Annotated in this window: 18 protein-coding genes and 1 pseudogene; 5 read left to right on the plus strand and 14 right to left on the minus strand. The window is 68.8% G+C overall.

All coding sequences use genetic code 11. The features are described from left to right. Positions 1-69: 69 nt before the first annotated feature. On the minus strand, positions 70-3,639 hold the full coding sequence (locus ACOCMH_RS10475; RefSeq protein WP_427306913.1) for an indolepyruvate ferredoxin oxidoreductase family protein: 3,570 nt from the start codon (positions 3,637-3,639) through the stop codon (positions 70-72). A gap of 119 nt (positions 3,640-3,758) precedes the next feature. Here ACOCMH_RS10475 and ACOCMH_RS10480 point away from each other — a divergent pair, with 119 nt between their 5' ends. Next, positions 3,759-4,694: a LysR substrate-binding domain-containing protein gene (locus ACOCMH_RS10480; RefSeq protein ID WP_171513212.1), complete on the plus strand. Its 936-nt coding sequence runs from the start codon at positions 3,759-3,761 to the stop codon at positions 4,692-4,694. 7 nt (positions 4,695-4,701) lie between these two features. On the opposite strand, the gene ACOCMH_RS10485 is transcribed toward ACOCMH_RS10480, so the two are convergent. Next, positions 4,702-5,688 (minus strand): tripartite tricarboxylate transporter substrate binding protein, encoded by a 987-nt coding sequence (locus ACOCMH_RS10485; RefSeq protein ID WP_427306914.1) that lies wholly within the window; start codon positions 5,686-5,688, stop codon positions 4,702-4,704. A 105-nt stretch (positions 5,689-5,793) separates the two neighbouring features. After that, positions 5,794-6,705, minus strand: coding sequence for a LysR family transcriptional regulator (locus tag ACOCMH_RS10490; RefSeq protein ID WP_427306915.1), 912 nt, complete (start codon positions 6,703-6,705; stop codon positions 5,794-5,796). 183 nt (positions 6,706-6,888) lie between these two features. On the opposite strand from ACOCMH_RS10490, the gene ACOCMH_RS10495 reads away from it, so the two are divergent. After that, entirely contained in the window at positions 6,889-8,871 is a 1,983-nt protein-coding gene (locus ACOCMH_RS10495; RefSeq protein WP_427306916.1) for an aconitase family protein, read from the plus strand. A 39-nt stretch (positions 8,872-8,910) separates the two neighbouring features. Here the strand turns inward: ACOCMH_RS10495 and ACOCMH_RS10500 are convergent, their stop codons facing one another. The 10 genes from ACOCMH_RS10500 to hisD all read right to left on the minus strand — a co-directional run bounded on the left by ACOCMH_RS10500 (position 8,911) and on the right by hisD (position 19,115). Continuing rightward, positions 8,911-9,651, minus strand: coding sequence for a GntR family transcriptional regulator (locus tag ACOCMH_RS10500; RefSeq protein WP_427306917.1), 741 nt, complete (start codon positions 9,649-9,651; stop codon positions 8,911-8,913). 138 nt (positions 9,652-9,789) lie between these two features. Further along, positions 9,790-10,806 carry a Bug family tripartite tricarboxylate transporter substrate binding protein gene (locus tag ACOCMH_RS10505; RefSeq protein ID WP_427306918.1) on the minus strand — a complete coding sequence of 339 codons (1,017 nt, stop codon included), beginning with the start codon at positions 10,804-10,806 and terminating at the stop codon, positions 9,790-9,792. 56 nt (positions 10,807-10,862) lie between these two features. Further along, positions 10,863-11,885 carry an Ldh family oxidoreductase gene (locus ACOCMH_RS10510; protein WP_427306919.1) on the minus strand — a complete coding sequence of 341 codons (1,023 nt, stop codon included), beginning with the start codon at positions 11,883-11,885 and terminating at the stop codon, positions 10,863-10,865. Beyond that, on the minus strand, positions 11,882-12,817 hold the full coding sequence (locus ACOCMH_RS10515) for a hydroxyacid dehydrogenase (protein WP_427308429.1): 936 nt from the start codon (positions 12,815-12,817) through the stop codon (positions 11,882-11,884). The genes ACOCMH_RS10510 and ACOCMH_RS10515 overlap by 4 nt, the downstream gene beginning before the upstream one ends. Continuing rightward, positions 12,817-13,992, minus strand: coding sequence for a UxaA family hydrolase (locus ACOCMH_RS10520; RefSeq protein WP_018007439.1), 1,176 nt, complete (start codon positions 13,990-13,992; stop codon positions 12,817-12,819). Before ACOCMH_RS10520 ends, ACOCMH_RS10515 begins: the two co-directional genes overlap by 1 nt. Before the next feature lie 70 nt (positions 13,993-14,062). Further along, positions 14,063-14,344, minus strand: a complete 282-nt coding sequence (locus tag ACOCMH_RS10525) for a UxaA family hydrolase (RefSeq protein WP_092312927.1) — start codon at positions 14,342-14,344, stop codon at positions 14,063-14,065. Between the two features lie 126 nt (positions 14,345-14,470). Then, positions 14,471-15,484, minus strand: a complete 1,014-nt coding sequence (locus ACOCMH_RS10530; RefSeq protein ID WP_427306920.1) for a galactitol-1-phosphate 5-dehydrogenase — start codon at positions 15,482-15,484, stop codon at positions 14,471-14,473. 73 nt (positions 15,485-15,557) lie between these two features. Continuing rightward, complete coding sequence (locus ACOCMH_RS10535) at positions 15,558-16,922, minus strand: MFS transporter (protein WP_427306921.1); 1,365 nt, start codon at positions 16,920-16,922, stop codon at positions 15,558-15,560. A gap of 94 nt (positions 16,923-17,016) precedes the next feature. Beyond that, positions 17,017-17,802 carry a (S)-sulfopropanediol 2-dehydrogenase HpsO gene (hpsO, locus tag ACOCMH_RS10540; RefSeq protein WP_427306922.1) on the minus strand — a complete coding sequence of 262 codons (786 nt, stop codon included), beginning with the start codon at positions 17,800-17,802 and terminating at the stop codon, positions 17,017-17,019. Positions 17,803-17,804: 2 nt separating this feature from the next. Then, positions 17,805-19,115 (minus strand): histidinol dehydrogenase, encoded by a 1,311-nt coding sequence (hisD, locus tag ACOCMH_RS10545; protein ID WP_427306923.1) that lies wholly within the window; start codon positions 19,113-19,115, stop codon positions 17,805-17,807. Between the two features lie 245 nt (positions 19,116-19,360). Between hisD and ACOCMH_RS10550 the strand changes: the two genes are divergently transcribed. The 3 genes and pseudogenes from ACOCMH_RS10550 to ACOCMH_RS10560 all read left to right on the plus strand — a co-directional run. Beyond that, the gene (locus ACOCMH_RS10550; protein ID WP_427306924.1) at positions 19,361-20,374 is read left to right on the plus strand and encodes a LacI family DNA-binding transcriptional regulator; all 1,014 of its coding nucleotides are present in this window, start codon (positions 19,361-19,363) and stop codon (positions 20,372-20,374) included. Positions 20,375-20,447: 73 nt separating this feature from the next. Next, positions 20,448-21,422, plus strand: a complete 975-nt coding sequence (locus ACOCMH_RS10555) for a tripartite tricarboxylate transporter substrate binding protein (RefSeq protein ID WP_427306925.1) — start codon at positions 20,448-20,450, stop codon at positions 21,420-21,422. Between the two features lie 55 nt (positions 21,423-21,477). Next, positions 21,478-21,753: pseudogene (locus ACOCMH_RS10560) on the plus strand (tripartite tricarboxylate transporter substrate-binding protein); the annotation flags it as partial. Between the two features lie 17 nt (positions 21,754-21,770). Here ACOCMH_RS10560 and ACOCMH_RS10565 read toward each other — a convergent pair. Then, positions 21,771-22,832: a VWA domain-containing protein gene (locus ACOCMH_RS10565; RefSeq protein ID WP_427306926.1), complete on the minus strand. Its 1,062-nt coding sequence runs from the start codon at positions 22,830-22,832 to the stop codon at positions 21,771-21,773. Between the last annotated feature and the right edge of the window lie 72 nt (positions 22,833-22,904).

Below are 22,904 nucleotides of genomic sequence, written 5' to 3' on the forward strand. Positions count from 1 at the left end.
GCTCCGGCAGACGCGCCTCGCTCGTTACCGGGCGAGGCTCGGCCTGCCGGCCGGCGCGAACTACGCCGTTCAGGCCGCATCGCGCCGTGCCGCACCGCGATACTGTGCCAGCAGCGCCTCGCGCCGTACCGCCGCGGCCGCCATGCTGGCCTCTTTCACGTGCCCATAGCCGCGGATATCGTCAGGCAGCGCGGCAAGCGCCAGCGCGGTGTCGAGGTTGTCCGCGCTCAGTGAGGCGGCAAACTCTTCAACCATGGCCAGGTAGTCACTGACCAGCGCCCGCTCGGCGCGGCGTTCCGCGGTCTTGCCGAACACGTCCAGCGCGGTGCCGCGCAAACCCTTCAGGCGCGCCAGCAGGCGGAAGGCGGTCATGGTGCGCGGACCGAAGCGGCGCTTGAGCAGCTGGCCCTTGTCATCGGTCTTGGCCAGCAGTGGCGGCGCCAGCCAGAAATTGAGCTGGTAGTCGCGGCCGGGCTCGCCTTCGAACTGCGCGCGCAGCTTGTCGAAGAAAGCGGGATCGGTGTAGAGGCGGGCCACCTCGTACTCGTCCTTGTAGGCCATCAGCTTGGCCAGGTTGCGGGCCACGGCCTCGGTCAGCGGCAGCTTGCGGTCGATGCCGAGTTGCTGTTCCGCGGCACGGATGCGCGCGACGGCGTCGCGATAGCGGGCTGCATAGGCGGCATTCTGGTAATCGGCCAGCATTGCCTCGCGCTTGCGGATCAGGGTGTCGAGCGTCTGCGGCATCGACACCACCTGGGCCGAAGCCGCTGCTGGCGCATTCGGCAATAGGGCCCTGACCGCGGCCTCGCCGTGGTGGGCCAGATACCGGCCCCATTCGAAGGCGAGGCGGTTCTTTTCAACCGAAACCCCATTGAGTTCGATGGCACGCGCCAGGCTGGCATGCTGCAGCGGGATCCAGCCCTTCTGCCAGGCAAAGCCCAGCAGCAGCGGGTTGGAGTAGATTGCGTCGGCCAGCAGGGTCACCGCCCAGGCGCTGGCGTCGAAGAAGGCGCAGGCCTCGCCCACGCTGGCGCGCAGGTCCTGCTCGGCGCTGGCGCCGGGGAACTTCCACCTGGGGTTCTTGATGAACTCCGCGGTGGGCGTGTTGGCGCTGTTGACCACGGCGGCGGTCAGGCCGTGCCGGACCTTAGACAGCACTTCCGCCGAGGCCGAGACGATGGCGTCGCCGCCGATCACCAGCCGCGCCTCGCCGGTGGCGATGCGGGTCGCGTGCAGGTCGGCCGGCGCCGGCGCGATCTGCACGTGGCTGATCACCGCCCCGCCCTTCTGCGCCAGCCCTGCCATGTCCAGCACGGTCACGCCCTTGCGCTCCAGGTGCGAGGCCATGCCCAGCAGTCCGCCGATGGTGACCACGCCGGTGCCGCCGACGCCCGTGACCAGCACGCCGTACGGCCGCTCCAGGGCCGGCAGCAGCGGCAGCGGCAGCGCCGCAAAATCAGCGCCGGTGCCGTTGCCTGCTGCCGCCGCGGGCTTGCGCACTTGCGCGCCCTCGGCCGTGACAAAGCTCGGGCAGAAGCCGTTGACGCAGGAGAAATCCTTGTTGCACGACGACTGGTTGATCCTGCGCTTGGTGCCGAGTTCGGTCTCCAGCGGCTCCACCGACAGGCAGTTGGACTTGGCCGAGCAATCGCCGCAGCCCTCGCACACCGCATCGTTGATAAAGGCGCGCCTGGCGGGGTCCGGATAGGTGCCGCGCTTGCGGCGGCGGCGCTTCTCGGTGGCACAGGTCTGGTCGTAGATCAGGATGGTGACGCCTTCGGTGGCGCGCAGCTCCAGCTGCACGGCATCGAGCTGGTCGCGATGGAGCACCGCCACGCCGGATGGCAGCATCGCGCCGTCGCCGTACTTTGCGGGCTCGTCGGTAACCACCACCAGCTTCTTCGCGCCCTCGGCCAGGACCTGGTGCGCGATCTGCGGCACCGTCAGCACGCCGTCGATGGGCTGCCCGCCGGTCATCGCCACCGCGTCGTTGAACAGGATCTTGTAGGTGATGTTGGCCCTGGCCGCGATCGATGCGCGAATCGCCAGCAGCCCCGAGTGGAAGTACGTGCCGTCGCCCAGGTTGGCGAACACGTGCTTGTCGTCGGTGAAATGCATCTGCCCGGTCCACGCCACGCCCTCGCCGCCCATCTGGCTGAAGGTCTCGGTATTGCGGTCCATCCACAAGGTCATGTAGTGGCAGCCGATGCCAGCCAGCGCGCGCGAGCCTTCCGGCACGCGCGTGGAGGTGTTGTGCGGGCAGCCCGAGCAGAACCACGGCTTGCGCTCCACCGCGATGCGCGGCTGCGCCGCTTCGCGCTCCTTGGCCTCGATCAGCGCCACGCGCGCGGCAATGCGCGCGCGCACCGCGTCCGGCAGGTCGAAGCGCTCCAGGCGCCGGGCGATGGCCTTGGCGATCAGCGCCGGCGACAGTTCGTAGTGCGCCGGCAGCAGCCAGTCGCCGCGCGGCACCGACCACTCGCCGCCGTCGTTGCCGCGCTGGTCGAACTTGCCGAAGACCTTGGGCCGCACATCCTCGCGCCAGTTGTACAGCTCTTCCTTCAGCGCGTACTCGAGGATCTGGCGCTTTTCTTCCACCACCAGGATCTCTTCCAGCCCGGTGGCGAACTCGCGCGCGCCGTGCGCTTCCAAAGGCCACACGCAGCCCACCTTGTAGACGCGGATGCCGATGCGCGCGCAGGTGTCGTCATCCAGGCCCAGGTCTGCCAACGCCTGGCGCACGTCCAGATACGCCTTGCCAGCGGTCATGATGCCGAAGCGTGCGTTCGGCGAATCGAGCACGACGCGGTTGAGCCGGTTGGCGCGCACATAGGCCAGCGCCGCATACCACTTGTGGTCGAGCAGCCGCGCTTCCTGCTCCAGCGGCGAATCGGGCCAGCGGATATTGAGGCCGCCCGCCGGCATGGCGAAGTCCTGCGGCAGCACGATCTGCACGCGCTCGGGGTCGATCTCGACCGAGGCGGTCGACTCGACCACGTCGGTGACGCACTTCATCGACACCCACAGGCCCGAATAGCGGCTCATGGCCCAGCCATGCAGGCCATAGTCCAGGTACTCCTGCACGTTGGCGGGATACAGCACGGGAATGCCGGCCGCCTGCAGCACGTGCTCGGACTGGTGCGCCACGGTCGAAGACTTGGCGGCATGGTCGTCGCCGGCCAGCAGCAGCACGCCGCCATGGCGCGACGAGCCGGCCGAATTGGCGTGCTTGAGCACATCGATGGAGCGGTCGACGCCGGGGCCCTTGCCATACCACATCGAGAACACGCCATCGCGCTTGGCGCCGGGGAACAGGTTGACCTGCTGGCTGCCCCATACGGCGGTGGCGGCCAGGTCTTCGTTGACGCCGGGCTGGAATACCACGTCGCTGGCCGCGAGGTGCTGCTTGGCCTTCCACAGCGCCTGGTCCACGCCGCCCAGCGGCGAGCCGCGGTAGCCCGAGATGAAGCCGGCGGTATTGAGCCCCGCGGCGCGGTCGCGCGCCTTCTGCAGCATCGGCAGGCGCACCAGCGCCTGCACGCCGCTCATGTAGACGCGGCCTTTCTCCAGGGTGTACTTGTCGTCCAGGCTGGCGCTGGACAGGGCTTCGAGCAAGGCGGGGTTCAGCGGGGCATTCACGATGTGGGTCTCCGGCATTTTTTCTGGTGTCCGGAGCAGTGTAGAAACCGGCGCAGTCATCGTAAAATCAAGAATTCCCACACCTGATATCTGCGAAACGGATACCTAGGAGACCCACCATGTTCAAGGCCCGCGAAGGCTCCGAAAGACTGGCCAAGGAAGTCACGCTGCGGCAGTTCCGCTATTTCGTCGCGGCGGCGGAAACCGGGCAGTTCTCGATGGCGGCGACCGCCGAGCACGTCTCGCAGTCCGCCGTGACCAACGCCGTGCTAGCGCTGGAACAGCGCCTGGGCGTGCGCCTGTTCGAGCGCCGGCCGCATGGCGTGACGCTGACGGCGGAAGGCCACCTGTTCTTCCAGCATGCGCGCCAGATCCTGGATTCGGTCGAGGATGCGCTGCGCGAGCCGCGCTTCCAGGTGCACGGGCTGCAGGGCAGCGTGCGGCTGGCGGCGTCATATACCGTGCTGGGGTATTTCCTGCCGGGATTGCTGGCGCGCTTTCGCACCAACTATCCGGATATCGAACTGGATCTGCTCGACATGGACCGCCCCGACATCGAACGGGCCGTGCTGGCGGGCGAGATCGAGCTGGGCATCGCGCTGCTGTCCAACCTGGAGCGGCCCCAGCGCTTCCAGCGCCATACGCTGATGCGGTCGCGGCGCCAGCTATGGACCTCGGCCAGCCATCCGCTGCTGGCGGTGGAGCGGCCTTCGCTGCGCGATATCGCGGCGTATCCGTACCTGCTCATCACCGTGGACGAGGCCGAGGAATCCACGCTGCGCTACTGGCGCAGCCACCGGCTCGCTCCCAACATCGCCTTCCGGACCGGCTCGATGGAAGCGCTGCGCGGGCTGGTGGCGCATGGCTTCGGCGTCACCGTGCTGTCCGACATGGTGTACCGGCCCTGGTCGCTGGAAGGCAAGCAGATCGAAGCCCGGCCGATTGCCAATGCGGTGCCGGACATGGAGGTCGGCATGCTGTGGCAGCCCGGGCGCAAGCTGGCCAAGCCGGCCGATGCGCTGCGGGAATTCCTGATTCACGCTTGCGGCAGCTGAAGCCGCCTCAGTTCAGCGTCGCCCCGGCCTGCCTGACGATGCGCGCATGCTTGTCCAGCTCGCTCTTGAAGAACGGCACCGCCGCATCGGCGCCGGTGCCGGTCACCACCAACCCTTGCGCGGCCAGGTGCTCCTGCACGTCGCGTTCCTGCAGCGTGGCCTGGATCTTCGACTGGAGGTCTTGCACACCTGCCTTCGGCATCCCCGCGGGGCCGACGATGGCCAGCCACGCGTCGAAGCTGTAGCGCGGCACCCCGGATTCCGCCAGCGTCGGCACCTCGGGCAACGCCGGCACCCGCTGCGCCGTGGACACCGCAATCGCCCTGAGCTTGCCCGCCTTGAGCAGCGGCAGCACCGCCTGCACGGTCAGGAAGCCGATCTGCACCTGGCCGCCGATCAGGTCGGTGGTGTAGTTGCCGGCGCCCTTGTACGGCACGTGCCGGATGTCGACCTTCGCCTCGCTGGCGAAGAGCTGGCCGGCCAGGTGCAGCACCGTGCCGTTGCCCGACGAGCCGTAGTTCAGCTCGCCCGGCTTCGACTTCAGCAGCGTGACCAGTTCTTTCGTGGTGTGCGCGCCCACCGCGGGATTCACCACCAGCACCAGTGGCAGCGTGCCAATGACGGTAATCGGCGTGATGTCCTTCAGCGCGTCATAGGGCAGGTTCTTGTAGATAAACGGGTTGATGACATGGTTCGACGAGATCAGGCCCAGCGTCGACCCGTCTCTCGGTGCCCTGACGATCTGCTGCGTGCCCGGCACGCCGCCGGCGCCGGCGATATTCTCCACCACCACCGACTGGCCGAGTTGCTTGCCCAGCGGCTGGCTCAGCGCGCGCGCCACGGCATCGGCCTGCGAACCCGGCTGGGTCGGCACGATCAGCCTGACCGGCCTGGCGTCCTGCGCACGGGCCGGAAAAGTGTGGCCACCAAGCATTGCCAGCGTGGCCAGGGCCGCAAGCGCCTTGCACGCGTGTCGAATCAGCGAGGTCTGCATGTCTTGTCTCCGTTTATCGAATCGCACCGTGGACGGTGGCTTTGGCACGGAGTGTAGGGTTGCGACGCCGCGGTGGCCGAGTGCTAATCCGCTGGACCGGGTATCTCAGTCCGGCATAGCATGCGTTGTGCCCTTCGGCTGCAGCGCTGCGATCATGGCGGCAATCGCGCGCAGCCGCGGCTGCTTGTGCGGGGCGTAGATTTGCAGCTGGCGCTGGCGCCACGGCTCATCCAGCGGCACGCGGACAAAGCGCCGCGTGCCCGCATAGGCGGCGCCGGCACTGGCCGGCAGCACCGCGATGCCCAGCCCCGCCTCCACCATGCGGCACGCGGCCTCGAAACTGGAGACGGTCACGCCCTGGTTGAACGGCAGGCGCAGGTTGGCCGCCTGCTCGCGCAGGTCCTGGTCCAGCGCGCCGCCCGGCTGCACCACCACCAGCGGATGCTCCAGCACCTCGGCGTAACGGATGCGCTTGCGCCGGGCCAGCGCATGCGTCGACGGCACCACCACGTTGAGCGGATCGCTGGCAAAGTCCCACGATTCCAGCCCGCCCGGCGTCTTGGCCGCGACCCCGATGCCGACGTCGGCCCGGTCATCGAGGCAGGCGCGCAGGGTTTCGGCGGTGGAGCGCTCGTACAGCGCGATCTCGACCAGCGGATGCGCCGCCTTGAACGCATGCAGCCGCTCGGGCAGGAAACCGATGATGGCCGACGGGCTCGCCGACACCCGCACCACGCCGGCGACCCGGTCGCCAAGGTCCTGCACCTCGCGCGCAAAGCTGGCGATGTCCTGGTTCAGCTTGCGGCCCAGTTCCAGCGCGCGCGCCCCGGCATCGGTCAGCACCACGCCGGCGGGCGAGCGCACGAACAGCACCACGCCCAGGCTGCGCTCCAGTTCGGCGATGCGCCGGCTCAACGCCGACTGGGCAATATGCTCGGTCTCAGCCGCGCGCTTGATCGAGCCCTCGCGGGCGGCGGCCAGGAACAGCTGGATATTGACGGGATCGATGCGGTGCATGGGTCAGTAGCCCGTGTGGGCAGGCCGGAATGTCGCCCGATACTAACCTTGCCGCGCGCACCGCGCATCGACTCCGCGTTTACCCTGATATGTCTGGCGCAGATAGCCGCGATGCCGCATCAGCGCTTCGCCCGCGCGCGTCATGGGCGGTAGAGTGGCACCGAATTGCCATCGGAGACCTGCATGAGCGCCATCGAGGCCACGGCCCGCATCCTGTTCCTTGCCGACTCCGCGCCGGTCATGACCGCGCAGCTGCAGGGGCAGCCCATGACCCTGGCCGGGGCCGGCGCACTGCGCGACGACGTTTCCACGGACGAGATCACCCCGGTGCCGATCCTGACGCACTACGACGACGCGCTCGGACGCTTTCCCTATACCGGCTACAAGGTCGACGGCACCTGCCCGATCACGGCCAACGCGATCCGCAACGGAGGATTCGCCGTGACCGTTGCCGGCAACCGCTACGGCAAGGGGTCGTCGCGCGAGCATAGTCCGGCAGCGGAAAAGCTGGCGGGCATCCGCCTCGTCATCGCCCGCAGCTTCGAGCGCATCTACCGCCAGAACGCCGACAACATCGGCCTGTTCACCTCGACCAACTTCAGCCTGCTTACCCGGCTGGAGCAAGGCGAAGCCATCGAAGCCGACACGCTGGTGGCCGGGCGCGACGCGCTCGCCGCATCCATCCTGCGGCATGGCGGGCTGCTGAAATTCGGGCAGGCCTGCCTGAGCGAGGTCGAACCCGCGGCCACGGGCCTGCCCGCCGGCCCGCAGACCTTGTTCGAGAAAATCGTCCAGCGGCATTTGTTGGCCACGCCGGTGACACCGGCTCGCCCGGTACCAGGCGACGGCATTTTCGTGCGGGCCGACTGGCGCTTTATCCACGAGTACTACACCGGCATGTGCGCCCACATGCTGCATGAAGCGTTCGGCAAGCCGCTGCGGCTCAGGGACGCGGACCGCATCGTGGTGTTCGAGGACCACACCTCCTATGTCAGCGAAAGCCCCGCGCACCTGCGCGGCGGACTGGTCGACAACGTCGCGCGCATGTGCGCGGCGCAACGGGACTTCGTGCGCGACTACCAGCTCCGCTGCCATCGCACGCTGACCGAGGAGGCGTCGCGGGGGGCGCCCGCCAGCCATGCGGCCGGCATCTCGCACGCAATGATGGCCGAGCGCTATGCGCTGCCGGGGCAGGTCGTGGTCGGCACCGATTCCCACACCCCGCACAGCGGCGCGCTGGGATGCGTGGCGTTCGGCGTCGGCACCACCGACATGGCTAATGCCTTCGTGACCGGCGCCGTGCGCATGACGCTGCCGCAATGCATCCTGGTGCGCCTGGACGGCGTGCTGGCGCCGGGGGTCACGGCCAAGGACGTCGTGCTGCACCTGCTGGCGCGGCCGGACATCAAGGCCGGCGCGGGCGTCGGCAAGGTATTCGAGTTCAGCGGCGCGGTGGTCAGCGCGATGTCGATCGACGAACGCGCCACGCTGACCAATATGTGCGCCGAGCTGGGCGGCTTCACCGGCATCGTCGCGCCCGACGCGCAGACGGTGCGCTTCCTGCGGGAACGGCGCGGGCTCGATTTCCACATCGAGCCATGGATGCGCAGCGACGACGGCGCCGCGTTTGCCGCCACGCTCGAGATCGACTGCGGCACGCTCGGCCCCATGGTGGCCAGCCCCGGCGATCCAGGCAACGGCGTGCCGCTGGCCGCGCTGACGCAGCGCGTACCCGTGGACATTGCCTACGGTGGCTCCTGCACCGCAGGCAAGCGGGAAGACTTCGACGGGTACCACGAGGTCCTGCACTGGGCTGTGCAGCGCGGCCTGCGCATTCCGCCTCACGTCACCCTCTACCTGCAGTTCGGCACCACCGACGTGCGTGACTATTGCATCCGCCAGGGCTACATGGAAACGTTCGAGGCCATCGGCGCACGCATCCTCCAGCCTTCCTGCGGCGCTTGCGCCAATGGTGGCCCGGGGTCGTCGGAGCGGCCCGAGCAGGTCACGGTCAGCTCGATCAACCGCAACTTCCCCGGGCGCTCGGGGCCGGGGCAGGTCTGGCTGGCCAGCCCGCCGACGGTGGCCGCCAGCGCGGTGTGCGGGGAGCTGGCGTCGTTTGAAGAGTTGCGGCGGCGCTACACGGAAGACGCCAGCGCGGCGTAGGCAGGATCCCGGCGCAGTTCCGGACTGCGCCGCCCGCCCTCACGGCTGCGACAGCGCGAACTCGTAATCAGAAGTATCCAGCCGGGAGACGCGGTACTCGATCCGTTCGTTCTGGTAGGAAGACGCCACCCGCAGGATCTTCAGCATCGCGGTACCGACGGGGACGCCCAGCAGTTCATGGTCTTCCTCGTCGGCGAGCGCTGCACGCAAGCGCTCTTCGGTGCGAATGATGTTGATGCCGAAGACGTCCTGGTAGAAGTTGTAGAGTGTGTTCGGCCGCTCGCGCAGCAGCTTCTCGCTAAGAGTCTTAAAGCGCTCCGCCGGGACGGTGATGGCGTCGATCATGACCGCGCGCCCTTCCAGCGACAGCACGTTGGTGAAGCGGAACACGGCCTCGCCAAGCGGCAGCCCAAGTGCTGCCGCTTCGTCCTTGTCCGCCTTGGCGCGGCGGAACCTGGCCAGCCGCACGGTCGGGTACTCGCGGTAGCCGTCCTGGCGCACGATGCGGAAGAAGCGGAAGAAATGGTCTTCCTGCCGATGCGTGGCGACGAAGGTGCCCCGCCCCTGGTGGCGGATCATGATGTTCTCGGCCACCAGTTCGTCGATGGCCTTGCGCAGCGTGCCGATCGACACGCCGAAGCGCTCGATCAGCTTGCGTTCGGACGGGATTGCTTCACCCGGCTTCCACTCGCCCTCGGCCAGGGCGGCCAGGATGGCGTGCTTGACGTCCTTGTACAGCACGCCGCCGATGGCTGCGCCGGCATCGAATCTGGAGCCCACGTTAATGTCCTTTGCAACGCCGCCTGCGGGGCGGCCGGCCGATCCATGACTGACTCATATAGATAACACGAATCATACTAAAGCCGGTCGCCAACGCCGCCAGGCCGTGCGCATGCCGTCCCCGCACGAGGCGCCGCCTCATTCGACCCGGATTTGCTTCTCCTCGATCAGCCGGGCCCAGCGCGTCACCTCGCCGCTGAAGTAGTCGGCGAAAGGCGTGCCGCCGGCCGCGGGGCTGAAGCCCGCGGTGACGATGCGCCCGCGCACCGACTCGCCGGCCAGCATGCGCGCGACCGAGCCGGCGACCTTGTCGACGATCGGCCGGGGCGTGCCGGCCGGCATCATCAGGCCGGTCCAGTTCTCGACGATCAGGTCCGGATAGCCGGCCTCGGCGACGGTGGGGACGTCGGGCAGCAGCGGATGGCGCTCGCGCGTGGTCACGGCCAGCGCGCGCAGCTTGCCGCCCTTCACATAGGCGAGCGATTCGGGAAAGTTGGAGAAGACCACGTCGATCTGGCCGCCGATCAGGTCGGTCATCGACGGCGCCCCGCCCTTGTACGGCACGTGGGTGAAGCTGGTCCGGGTCTGGCTTTCGAACAAGGCCAGCGTCAGGTGCGGCGGGGTGCCGTTGCCGCTGGAGCCGGCGTTGAGCTTCGACTTCTGCGCGGCAGCAGCCAGGTCTTTCATCGACTTGATCGGCGAATTCGCGGGCACCACCACCATCATTGGCGACGAGGCGATGCGCGCCACCGGCACCAGGTCCTTCTGCATGCTGAACGGCAGCTTGGGAAACAAGGTCACGTTGGACGCGTGCGTCAGCGTGACCGCGAGCCAGGTGTAGCCATCGGGCGGCGCCTTGGCAACCTGCTCGGCGCCGATGTTGGCATTGCCGCCGGGCCGGTTGTCCACCACGATGGGCTTTTTCCACTCTTCGGAGAGCTGGTGGCCGACCATGCGCGCCATGATGTCGGTCAGGCCGCCGGCCGCGAAGGGCACGACATACCGGATCGGCTTGTTCGGATAATCTGCGGCGGCATCGCTGCCGCCCTGCGCGGCGGCGGGCGGCGCCAGCGCGGCCAGGGCCGATACAGCGGACAAGGCTAGCAGCGCGCGGGCCAGGTGCCTGCGCGCGCCGCGAATCAAGCGTCGATCCATGGTTTGTCTCCGTTAGTTGTGGTCGGCCCATCTGGCGTGGGTCCGTTGTGAGGAAATCAATGCGGCGCGCCAGCCTCCTCGCCCGCGAGCGATTGCAGTTCGCGCCACAGTGCATCGGGGACTTCAGCGCCGCGCGCGGCGGCCTCGGCCTGTGCCGACTCGCGGCGGGCGCCGGGCACGCGCGTGCCCTCGTCTTCCAGCATCACCGCCAGCAGCGCTTCAACCCGCGCGGCGTAGACCTGCGAGCCGGCGAAAGCGCCCGGGTCCAGCACGAAAAACAGCTGGCCGATGCGCGGCCGATTGCCCGCATCGCTGAAGAAAGAGTCCGCCTCGGCGCCGAACTGGGCGCCGGCCAGCGACGTCACCAGCAATTCGACCAGCAGCGCCAGCATCGCGCCCTTGACGCCGCCGGCCGGCAGCATCGAGCCGCGCAGCGCAGCCTCGGCGTCGGTGGTCGGCTGCCCTGCTTCATCGAGCGCCCATCCGAGCGGAATCGGCTTGCCCTGCTTCGCAGCCACCATGATCTTGCCGCGCGCGACCTCGGACAGCGACAGGTCGATCACCACCGGCGCATGGCCCTGGCGCGGAAATACCGCCGCAATCGGGTTGGTGCCGAACAGCGGCCGCTTGCCGCCCCAGGCTGGCATGGCCGCGGGCGAGTTGCCCATGGCGATGCCTACCATGCCGGCGCGCGCCACGGCTTCCAGCGGCAGCGCGGCGGCGCCGAAGTGGTGGCTGTTGGTCACCGCGGCCACGCCGACGCCTGTCTCCCGCGCGCGCTGCATCGCCTCGGCGATGGCAAGGTCGCACGCGGCGAAGGCAAAGCCGCAGCCGGCATCGACGACCACCGCGCTGGCGCGCGTGCCGCGCACCGCCGGCTCGGCGTTGCCGTCGACCCGGTCATGCCGCAGGTGCGCCACGTACATCGGCACGCGCGAGACCCCGTGCGACGGCAGCCCCGCCGCATCGGCCCGTACCAGCGCCGCCGCGGTCGCCTGCGCCTGCCGGGCGCTGGCCCCGGCACGACGCAGGCCGGCGGCGGCCATGCGCTCCAGTTCATGCAATGCAATCCGGCTCATGGCATCTGCTCCAGCGACTGGCGCACCTCGCGCGCGATCATCATCGACACGCGCGCATTGGCTTCGCGCGTCACGCCGCCGATGTGGGGGGTCAGGATCAGGTTGGGCACGCCCCGCAGCGTGCTGCCGGCGGGCAGCGGCTCGCTGGCAAACACGTCCAGCGCCGCGCCGCCCAGGTGCCCGGCGCGCAGTGCGTCGGCCAGCGCTGCCTCATCGACCACGCCGCCGCGCGCGGTGTTGACCAGCACCGCGCCGGACTTCATCACGGCCAGGCGGCCGACATCGATCAGGTTGCGGGTGGCCTCCACCAGCGGCACGTGCAGGCTGACCGCGTCGGCCCGCGCCAGCAGCGCGTCGAGCGGCACGCACGCCACGCCGGTGGCAGACCAGACCGGATCATCGGCCGGCAGCATCGGATCGCAGGCAATCACCTCCATGCCGAAGGCGCGCGCCAGCGCCGCGGTCTGGCGGCCGATATCGCCAAAGCCGATCAGGCCGAGCGTCTTGCCGAGTGCCTCCCTGCCCTCGGACAGCCGGGCGCGCGGCCACTGGCCGTCCGCCACCTCGGCGCTGGACAGATAGGCGCCGCGCAGCAGCACGGCGGCCGAGGTCACCACGTACTCCGCCACCGAGCGCGCATTGGCGCCGGCGGCGGGAATCACGCGGATGCCGCGATCGCGGCAGGCGGCGACGTCGATGTTGTCCAGCCCCACGCCGAGCCGCCCGACCACCCGCAAGGCCGGCGCGCGGGCCAGCAGCGCCGCGTCCACCTGGGTGCGGTTGCGCACCACCAGCGCGTGCGCCCCGTCCAGGACCTCGAGCAGGTCGGCGCGGCGATCCACCCAGCCTGGCTCGTAGCGCAAGTCGAAGCCGGGGGTCAGCGCCTGCACCGCAGCCGGGTCCATGAACTCGCTGATGCAGATGCGCTTCATCATGCCGACTCGTGGATGCGGGTCAGCACGAACTCGCGGTGGCCGAGCGCCTCGGCCGCGGTCCAGCGGCCGTTGATGGTGGCCAGCATGCATTCCAGCAGCTTGTCGCCGGTCTGGTCCAGCGTCTGCTCGCGCTGCAGCAGGCCCGAGCAGTCGACGTCCATGTGCTCGCTCATCAGGCGCACGGTGCGCGGGTTGGCGCACAGCTTGATCACCGGCACGATGGGGTTGCCGATCACGTTGCCCTGCCCGGTCGGGAAGAAGTGCACCACATAGCCGGCGGCCGCGCACAGCGTGACCATCTCGGCCGCGGCGGAGGACGAGTCCATGAACCACAGGCCCGGATGCGTCGGCGCCTCGGCCTTGTCGAGCACGCCGTCGACGGTGCACTTCTTGCCGATCTTCTGGATATTGCCCAGCGCCTTCTCTTCGATGGTGGTCAGGCCGCCGGCGATATTGCCCTTGGTCGGCTGCGACTCGGACAGGTCCGATGTCTTCCAGCGGTCGATCATGCCCTGGTAGCGCTCGAACATCGCCATGAACTGGTGGCGCACATCGTCGTTGGCGCAGCGTGCCGCGACGATATGCTCGCCGCCGGTCAGTTCCGAGGTCTCGCCGAACACCAGCGTGGTGCCGAGCGGGTGCAGCTTGTCGAAGGCGTTGCCGACGGTGGGGTTGGCGCCGCAGCCCGAAGTGGTGTCCGACTCGCCGCACTTGGTCGAGACCCACAGTTCGTTGATCGGGCACTCGACGCGGTGCAGCGCGGTGGCGTACTGCACGAACTCGCGGGCCGCCTTCGAGGCGCGCATGATGGTGTCGTGGTCGCCGTGGCCCTCGATGCCGAAGCCCACCACCGGCTTGCCGGTCTGGGCGATACCGTCGACGACCTTCTTGGTCCAGCCGTCCTCGATGCCGATCACCACCACCGCGGCGACGTTGGGGTTGCTGCCGGCGCCGATCAGCGTGCGGAAATGCAGGTCCAGGTCTGGCCCGAACTGCAGGCGGCCGTACGGATGGGGAATCGCCATGGTGCCCTTGATGGCGGCGGCGACGGCCTCGGCGGCGGCGTTGGACAGGTCGTCCAGCGGCAGGATGATGACGTGGTTGCGGACACCGACGCGGCCATTGTCGCGGCGGTAGCCCCAGAAGGTGGTGTTTTGGTCGATCACGGACATGACGTGGATCCTTGGAAGCGGGATGGAAGCGGAAGGGAAGCGTGGGCGGGACGCAGGCGGCGCGCCTGGCTTACCAGCGCTTGGTCTTGATGTTGTGGACGTGGGCGTGTTCGCCAGCCTTGATCGGGGCGACCACCTTGCCGATGTCGATGCCGTACTTGTAGACCGTCTCGTTCACATCCATGTCGCGCAGCGCCACCTTGTGGCCGATGGGAATCGGCTGCAGCGCGGTCACGGTCACGACCTTGTCTTCGTCCATGATCCAGGCGTTGAGCTGGGTGCCCGGCTGGATCCCTTCCACCACGGCCACCGCGACGGTGTCCTTGGCGTCATGAAGCACTACGTGAATCATCGTTGTCTCCTCTCTGTGGGTCGTGCCTGAAGTCATGTTAGGCGCTGCATTCATCCATGTCAACCAACTCATATATATGAATTTAAGCTGACCGCTGCGGCGCTCCGGGCCTGGCTCGTGCGGCACTCAGGCGGGTTCGGGGATGAGTACGACTTTGCCGGCGGCAACGCGGCCGGCGGCCAGGTCGGCAAAGGCTGCCGGGCCGTCGGCCAGCGCGCGGGTCTCGACCCATGCCAGCGTGCCGAAGCTGCCCTGCTCCAGCGCCGCCACAGTGGCGCGCAGGTCGGCCATGGTGTAGGTGTAGGTTCCCAGGAGGGTCAGCTCGGCCAGCGTCAGCTTGCGCATGTCGATCTCGCTGGCCCAGTCCTGCAGGCCGATGTGCATGACCACGCCGCCGGGCCGCGCCGCGGCGATGGCAAGCCTGCGCGTCGGTGCCGCGCCCACCGCATCGATCACCACGTCGAAGGCCGCGTCGGGCATCGGTTCGGCCAGCGGGTCCACCGCCTCGCAGCCGAGATGCCGCGTCACGGAAGCGCGGCGGAGCGCATTGGTCTCGGCCACCTGCACCTGGCGGCAACCATACGAACTCACCAGCGCGGCGGCGAGCATGCCGATCGCGCCGCCGCCGATGACCAGCACGCGCGCCTCCGGCAGCGGCCTGGCCATGGCGCGCATGGTCAGGTTGACCGCGTGCAGCGCGGTGGCCGCGGGCTCGGTCAGCGCGGCACGGACGCTGGTGAGCGCGTCGGGAATGGGAATCGCGCAACGGAGCGGGATCGCCAGGTACTCGGACAACGCTCCCGGCCGGCTCATGCCGACCATGCCGCGGTGAGCGCACAGGTTGTCGCGGCCCTGCAGACAATAGTCGCAATGGCCGCAGGTCACCAGCGGGTTGGCGGTCACGCGCTGCCCCACCGCCAGCAGGGCCTCGTCCGACGAGGCCACCACCGTGCCGGCAAACTCGTGGCCGAGCACCAGCCCCGGCTTGCGCCGCGGATCATGGCCGTGATACGCGTGCAGGTCGGAGCCGCAGATGCCGCTGGCATCGATGCGCAGCAGGGCTTCGCCGGGCGCCAGGGCCGGCATGTCGCGCTCCAGGACCGCGACGGCGTTGGGTTCGGTATAGACGATGGCTTTCATGGCCTTGCCAGTAGAAGACATGGGAGGGGGAACGACACGGACAGGCGGCGCGATGCCGCCCGGGAGAAAACAGTCAGGCGCCGGCCTTGGACGTTGCCAGCGCATGCGCGCCGGCCGGGGCCGAGCGCAAGCCGATCCATAGTGTGCAGGCCGCGCTGAGCACGCCGATCGCCAGCACGTAGCCGCACAGGTACCAGGGCTCGCCGCCGGCACGCGCGTTGAGCCAGGTGGCGATGATCGGCGTCAGGCCGCCGGCGAACACGCCCGCGAACTGATAGACGAAGGAAATCCCGGTATAGCGCACGCGCGCATCGAACACCTCCGAGAACATCGACGACATGGTGCCGAACACGGCGGCATGGAAGATGCCGAAGGGAATGATGATCGCCGCCCACACCAGCAGCACGTTGCCGCCCGAATGCTGCATCAGCCAGAACGCGGGAAACGCCGACAGCCCCGCCAGCAGCGCCCCGGTACCGTAGACCAGCGGCCGGCCGAGGCGGTCGGACACGGCACCCCACAGCGGGATGAACAGCGTCATCACGCCCGCGCCCAGCAGCACGCCCAGCAGCGCCTCGTTGCGCGAGAGCTTCAGGGTCTGGGTCAGGTAGGCGAGCGAGAACACCCCGAACACGTTGAAGAAGACGCCGTCGATAAAGCGCGCGCCCATGCACGCCAGCACCACGCCGGGGTATTGGCGCAGCATGGCCAGGAACGGCAAGCCGTGCGCGTCCGGCTGGTTGCGCTGCGGCTGGCGCTGTGCCGCGGCAAATTCGGGCGACTCCTCCACGTGCGTGCGCATGTAGGAGCCGATGAGCACCATCACCGCGCTCAGCAGGAAGGCGATGCGCCAGCCCCATGCCAGAAAGTCGTGGTCCGACAGCATCAGCGACAACAGCGCAATCACGCCGCTGGCCAGCACCAGGCCCAGCGACATGCCGGTCTGCGGCAGGCTGGCGAAGAAGCCGCGGCGGCCCGGCGGCGCGCTCTCGAACGTCATCAGCACGGCACCACCCCATTCGCCGCCAAGGCCGATGCCCTGCGCGATCCGGCACAACAGCAGCAGCACCGGCGCCCAGATGCCGATCTGGTCATAGGTCGGGATCAGGCCGATGGCAGTGGTGGCGATGCCCATGATCATCAGCGTCAGCACCAGCATGCGCTTGCGCCCCAGCGTATCGCCGAAATGGCCGAAGATCACGCCGCCCAGCGGGCGCGCGACAAACCCGGCGGCAAAGGTGGCGTAGGCCAGCAGCGTGCCGACCACCGGGTCGGTCGAGGGGAAGTACAGCCTGTTGAACACCAGGCCGGCGACCACGCCGTACAGGAAAAAGTCGTACCACTCCACCATCGCGCCAATGGTGCTGGAGGTCACGATCTTCCTGAGCTTGTGCGCGGTGTCTTGTGCCGGCGGCTGTGCCGATAGCTGTCTCGTCATGCTGGTCTCCTGTCGGGTGTGGTCCCGTGGCGGCGCGTATGGCGCTCTGAATGTCGGTCTTCGCGCGGGGCCATCGATGCGCCCGCGGCGGCGGTCATCTTGCGGTGTAGCCACCGTCGACCATGAAAGTCTGCCCGGTGATATACGCGGCCATGTCGCTGGCCAGGAACGCGGCCAGTCCGTGCAGGTCCGGCAACGCGCCGTTGCGGCCGATGCAGGTGCGCCCGGCATGATGCTGCGCCAGCGCTACGTCGGCGAACACGGGCCCGGTCAGCGCGGTGGGGAAAAAGCCCGGGCCGATCGCATTGCAGGTGATGCCGTGCAGCGACCAGGCCTCGGCGATGGCGCGCGTCAGCTGGACGATGCCGCCCTTGGCCGCGCCGTAGGACGCACTGTTGGCGAAGGCCCGGTACGACTGCAGCGAAGCAAGGTTGAGCACGCGTCCCCAGCCTTGCGCCTGCATCGCGGGCGCAAGCGCCTGCGTCAGGAAGAACGGGGCCCCGAGATGCGTGTCCAGTTGCAGCCGCCACGACGCCGGCGTGACGCTGGCAAACGGCTCGCGCAGGTTCATGCCCGCGGCATTCACCAGGATATCGATGGTGCCGCAGCGGCGCTGCAAGGCCGCTGCGGCGGCGGGAATGGCATCGAGGTCGGATACGTCCAGCACCTGCATGTCGACGGCGATGCCCATCGCATCAAGCCGCGTTGCCGCGGCATCGAGTTGCGGCTGGCGGCGCGCCGCCAGCACCACCCTGGCGCCGGCCCGGCCAAGCGCCTCGGCAAGGCTCTCGCCGATGCCGGAACTGCCGCCGGTCACCAGCGCCTGCCTGCCGCGCAGGTCGGGTCCGCGACCGTCGGACGCGTTCTGCATGGGGGCCATCGTCACACCTCCACCGGGGCGCCCATCTCGAAGCGGGCGTTCGGAAAGTACTTTGCCATGCGGTCGTCCGCGGTGCGCGCGTGCGCCTCCATGCCCTCCAGGCGCGAGATGCGCGCGGTCACCTGGCCGATCTGCCGTGTGGCCTCGCGCGTCATCTTCTGCCAGGTCAGGGTCTTCATGAACTTGTGCACCGAGAGCCCGCCGGAATAGCGCGCCGCGCCCTTGGTCGGCAGCACGTGGTTGGGGCCGCTGGTCTTGTCGCCAAAGGCCACCGTGGTCTCTTCGCCCAGGAACAGCGAGCCATAGCAGGTCAGGTTGGCCAGCCACCAGTCCAGGTCCTGCGCGTGCACCTCCAGGTGCTCGGAGGCATAGCGGTCCGATACCGCGGCCACTTCCTCGCGGCTGTCGCAGACGATGACCTCGCCGTAGTCGCGCCATGCCGCCGTGGCCGCGTCGCGTGCGGTGGGCGGCAACGCTGCGATCAGCACGGGCGCCCGTGCCATGACCTGCTCCGCCAGCGCGCGCGAGGTGGTGAACAGCCACGCCGGGGATTCGTGGCCATGCTCGGCCTGGCCCACCAGGTCGCTTGCCACGATGGCCGGGTCGGCGCTGTCGTCGGCGATCACGGCGACTTCGGACGGCCCCGCGAACACGTCGATCCCCACCTGCCCGTACAGCGACCGCTTGGCCTCGGCGACAAACTTGTTGCCGGGGCCGACCACCACGTCGGCGGGCTTGCCGCTGAACAGGCCATAGGCCATCGAAGCAATCGCCTGCACGCCGCCGAGCGTCATGATCACGTCGGCGCCGGCGGCCTGGAAGGCATAGAGCACGTGCGGATGGATGCCCTGGCCGCGGAACGGGCTCGAGCACGCCACCACGGTGCCAACGCCGGCAGCCTTCGCCGTCGCCACCCCCATGTAGGCCGAAGCGATATGCGCATAGCGGCCCGCCGGGGCGTAGCAGCCCACCACGTTGACCGGGATCACGCGCTGCCCCGCCGTCACGCCCGGGTGCAGCCCGACCGAGAACTCGCGCAACGATTCGCGCTGCGCCAGCGCAAACGCACGCACCTGGCGGATCGCGAAATCGATGTCGGCGCGCACCGACGCGGGCACGTCGCGGGTCTGCTGGCGGACCTGGTCCGGGGTCAGCACGATCTCGCCGTCCCAGCCGTCGAGCTTGCTGGCGTACTGGCGCACCGCAGCCTCGCCATGCGCCTGGATCTGGGCCAGCATGTCGTTCACCACTTGCTGCGCGGTGGCGGTTTCCGTCTGCGGGGTTTTTTCGGCTTGCTTCAGATACGTGATCATCTGTATTCCTTGGGTGGCGATTGATGTAAGCGCTATCATTTCTGACACATAGACAAACTTTTCAGCAATTACGACCTGCCAGTTATTAAATGAAAGCGCTTTCATAAAAAGCTTAGTGGCCGCGCCCCAATCCGCAAGGAAGGGTTTTCCCTCAAATGTCGCGACCGGCACCAACCCGGTCATGTGCAGTCGTCCGCAGCGCACAGATAGGTGACAATGTCGCAACTGCAAACAGGACAGCAAACGTGCGGCGGACCAGACTTGAAGACGTGGCGAAGCTTGCCGGTGTATCGATGGCGACGGTGTCGCGCGCGCTGTCATCGCCCGCGCTGGTGCGGGAAGACACCTTGCTGCGGGTGCGCCAGGCCATCGACGCGCTCGGCTATGTTCCGGATGCGTCGGCGCGCACGCTGGCGTCCGGCCGTTCACGCACCGTCGCCGCGGTGGTGCCGACCCTCGACAACGCCATCTTTTCCCATGCGATCCAGGGCATGCAGGGCGTGCTGGCGGCCAGCGGTTACCAATTGCTGCTCGGCTCCCACAATTACGATCCGGACACCGAGACCGACGTGGTGCGGGCCCTGTCCGAGCGGGCGGTCGATGCCATGGTGCTGGTCGGCGCCGACCATTCCCCCGAAACGATGGCGCTACTGCGGCAATCCGGCACGCGCACGATGCTGACCTGGTCCTTGTCGAACCAGTACCCGTGCATCGGCTTCGACAACTTCGAGATCGGCGCGCAGGCCGCGCGCCACCTGTTTGACCTGGGCCACCGCCGCCTTGGCATGATCTCCGGCATCGGCGCCCATAACGACCGCGCGCGGCTGCGCACCGAAGGCTTCCTCGGCACGCTGCGCGCCCTGCGCGCGCCGCTGCCCGCCGGCGCCCTCTGCGAGCAGCCGTACACCTTCGCCGGCGGCCGGGCCGGCTTGCGTGCGGTGCTGGCCAATGCCCCGGAAACGCCGACGGCCATCTTTTGCGGCAACGACGTGCTCGCGCTCGGCTGCCTGTTCGAGGCCGCCGCCATCGGGCTGGACGTACCGCGGCAGCTGTCTATCGTCGGCTGCGACGACCTGCCGATTTCTGCCGAGGTCACCCCCGCGCTGACCACCATTGCGCTGGAAAGCAGCGAGCTGGGCCGGCAAACCGCGCTGGCACTGCTGCGATGGCTGCAGGAAGGCCTCGAGCCCGGACGGACGGAAATGCCGGTAGCGCTGGTGCAGCGCGGCACCACGGCGCCGCCGGCCGAGCCGGGCTAGACGCAGCCCGCCCTTTCATCCCTGCCGGCGCAGGCAAGCCGCGCCGGCGCTTCACAACCCCAGGAGACATAACATGACGATGCCACACCGATTCCGCCTGGGCCTGCTGGTCGCGGCAGCCCTCATTGCTGCCAGCCCGGCCGGCGCGCAGGAACAATGGCCGGCCAAGCCCATCCGCTTCGTCGTGCCGTTCGCCGCCGGCGGCGCCAATGACCTGATGGCACGGGCGGCCGCCGAAGGCGCCAGCAAGGCGCTGGGCCAGACCGTGCTGATCGAGAACCGGCCCGGCGCGGGCGGCACCGTGGGCGCGGACCTGGTAGCCAGGAGCGCGCCGGATGGCTACACCTTCCTGATCAGCGCCGCCGGGGTGATCTCCAACAGCATGATCAAGAAGTCCATGCCGTTCAAGGATGACGCGCTGGTGCCCGTGGTCATGATCGGGCTGGCGCCTTCGGTCATCGTGGTGCCGAAGACCGCGCCCTACAAGGACCTGCGCGACTTCGTCGAGGCCTCGAAAAAAGGCAGCGGCTTCAATTTCGCCACCGCCGGCACCGGCAGCACGCCGCATTTCGTGGCGGAGATCCTGAATGTGAAGTACGGCGCGAAGCTGCAGCCGGTGCCCTACAAGAGCGGGTCGGAAAGCACCACCGCCGTGCTGGGCGGCCAGGTCGAAGGGACGTCCGAAGCCAGCATCATCGCCCTGCCGCATATCCTGCACGATGGCAAGTTCAAGGCGCTGGCCACCACCTGGACGCAGCGCATCTCGGCCTACCCGCAACTGTCCACCGCGGTGGAGCAAGGCTTCCCGGACCTGCAGATCGCGCATTGGGCCGGCGTCCATGCGCCCAAGGGCACGCCCGAGGCGATCCTCGACAAGGTCGCCGCGGCGGTCGACAAAGCCATGAAAGACCCCACCGCCGCAGCCAAGCTCAAGCAAGTTGGCATCGAGCCGGTCGGCGGCACGCGCGCGGATTTCGTCAAGTTCGTCGACGCGGAACGGCGGCGCCTGGGCGAGATCGTCAAGGCCGCCAAGATGCAGGAGAAGTAGCCGCGCTTGCCGCCACGCCGCCGCCGGCTCACGACGCCGGGGCATCCAGCCAAAGATGATCGCCTATGCCAGGCGCGAGGGCGGCGCGCTCAACTTCGGCTCGGCGGGCAATGCCTCGGCCCAGCACCTCGCCGGCGAATCGTTCAAGCTGGCGGCAAAGGTGCCGATGCAGCATGTCCCATACAAAGGCAGCGCCCCGGCGCTGACGGACCTGATGGGCGGCCAGATCCAGCGGATGTTCGATTCCATGCCGTCGGCCATGCCCTTCATCAAGTCCGGCAAGCTGCGTGCCGTCGCCGTCACCACCACGCGCGGCGGGAGTTCCCCGCCGTCACCGCTACCGCACCCTCACCGGCGGAACCACAGCATCGACAGCCCGCACGCCGCCGCCAGCAGCAGTACCGCGCCGGCGGCGAAGAAAGCACCCAGCTCGGTTTCCCTGCGCTCCAGCGCAAAGCGCGCGCTGAGCTGGCGGTAGACCTGGGTCAGGTCGGCCGCCGAGCCCGCCTGGAAATACTCGCCGCCGGTGATGGTGGCGACCGCGCGCAGCGCCGGCTCGTCGAGCTGCATGAAGTAGGACAGGCTCGATTCCGGCGCGCCCGTGACCTGCGGCGACCCAAAGCCGACGGTGTAGACGCGCACGCCACGCTGGGCGGCCACGCGCGCGGCGTCAAGCGGATCCGGGCCGGTCGTGCGCCGGCCATCGCTAAGCAGGATCACCGCGCCGTGCCGGTATGAGCCGGGCTGCGCCGCCTGCTGGTTCTGTTCGCGCCGGCGCGCGGCATCCGCCGCGGCGGCCTCGTCCAGCGATGTGCCGCGTCCGGCGCGGTCCGAGCGGCTGCCGAACAGAATCACTTCGAGATCGATGCCGTCTTCGGGAAACAGCACCGCGAGCGCCTGGAACAGGCCGCTGCCGGTGGCCGTGCCGCGCTGCAGCTGGAAGCGTTCGATGGCGTCGAGCATGTCCTGCCGGTTGTCGGTGGGCGGCAGCACCACCGCCGCGGTGCCGGCAAAGGAGACGATGCCCAGCCGCACGCTGGCCGGCAGCCCCACGACGAGGTCGCGGGCGGCCTGCTGGGCGGCGCTGATGCGGTTGGGCGGGACGTCGGTGGCCTCCATGCTGCGCGAGGTGTCCATCGCCAGCACCAGGGTCACGGTGTCGGCCGGCAGTGTGATGGTGGCGGTGGGGCGCGCGCAGGCCAGCAGCGCCGCGGCCAGCGCGAAGAAGAACAGCAACGGAGGAATGTGGCGCCGCAGGCGTTGGCGCGGGCCCAGCGCGGCCCGCGGCAATGCAAGGCTTGCATACAGCACCGCGGCCTTCTTGCGCCGCGCCAGCAGGTACAGGTAAGCGGCTGCCAGCACCGGTAGCGCAAGCAGCAACCAGAGCATCTGCGGCCAGAGAAACTGCATGCCCTGCTCCTTGGCGCGTGGGTAAGAGGATGGTACTGTATTTTCCACGGCGGGACGGGACCTCGGGGGCAG

The organism is Cupriavidus sp. H39 (genome assembly GCF_050271075.1).
Classification (GTDB): domain Bacteria; phylum Pseudomonadota; class Gammaproteobacteria; order Burkholderiales; family Burkholderiaceae; genus Cupriavidus; species Cupriavidus necator_B.

Coding starts and splice junctions, on each gene's coding strand:
- ACOCMH_RS10510 (WP_427306919.1), bottom strand. CDS start 11,885: ATGAGCCGGATTGCATTGCATGAACTGGAGCGCATGGCCGCCGCCGGC.
- ACOCMH_RS10535 (WP_427306921.1), bottom strand. CDS start 16,922: ATGACGAGACAGCTATCGGCACAGCCGCCGGCACAAGACACCGCGCAC.
- ACOCMH_RS10515 (WP_427308429.1), bottom strand. CDS start 12,817: ATGAAGCGCATCTGCATCAGCGAGTTCATGGACCCGGCTGCGGTGCAG.
- ACOCMH_RS10490 (WP_427306915.1), bottom strand. CDS start 6,705: ATGCACCGCATCGATCCCGTCAATATCCAGCTGTTCCTGGCCGCCGCC.
- ACOCMH_RS10505 (WP_427306918.1), bottom strand. CDS start 10,806: ATGGATCGACGCTTGATTCGCGGCGCGCGCAGGCACCTGGCCCGCGCG.
- ACOCMH_RS10555 (WP_427306925.1), top strand. CDS start 20,448: ATGACGATGCCACACCGATTCCGCCTGGGCCTGCTGGTCGCGGCAGCC.
- ACOCMH_RS10530 (WP_427306920.1), bottom strand. CDS start 15,484: ATGAAAGCCATCGTCTATACCGAACCCAACGCCGTCGCGGTCCTGGAG.
- ACOCMH_RS10525 (WP_092312927.1), bottom strand. CDS start 14,344: ATGATTCACGTAGTGCTTCATGACGCCAAGGACACCGTCGCGGTGGCC.
- hpsO (WP_427306922.1), bottom strand. CDS start 17,802: ATGGCCCCCATGCAGAACGCGTCCGACGGTCGCGGACCCGACCTGCGC.
- ACOCMH_RS10495 (WP_427306916.1), top strand. CDS start 6,889: ATGAGCGCCATCGAGGCCACGGCCCGCATCCTGTTCCTTGCCGACTCC.
- ACOCMH_RS10485 (WP_427306914.1), bottom strand. CDS start 5,688: ATGCAGACCTCGCTGATTCGACACGCGTGCAAGGCGCTTGCGGCCCTG.
- ACOCMH_RS10480 (WP_171513212.1), top strand. CDS start 3,759: ATGTTCAAGGCCCGCGAAGGCTCCGAAAGACTGGCCAAGGAAGTCACG.
- hisD (WP_427306923.1), bottom strand. CDS start 19,115: ATGATCACGTATCTGAAGCAAGCCGAAAAAACCCCGCAGACGGAAACC.
- ACOCMH_RS10520 (WP_018007439.1), bottom strand. CDS start 13,992: ATGTCCGTGATCGACCAAAACACCACCTTCTGGGGCTACCGCCGCGAC.
- ACOCMH_RS10565 (WP_427306926.1), bottom strand. CDS start 22,832: ATGCAGTTTCTCTGGCCGCAGATGCTCTGGTTGCTGCTTGCGCTACCG.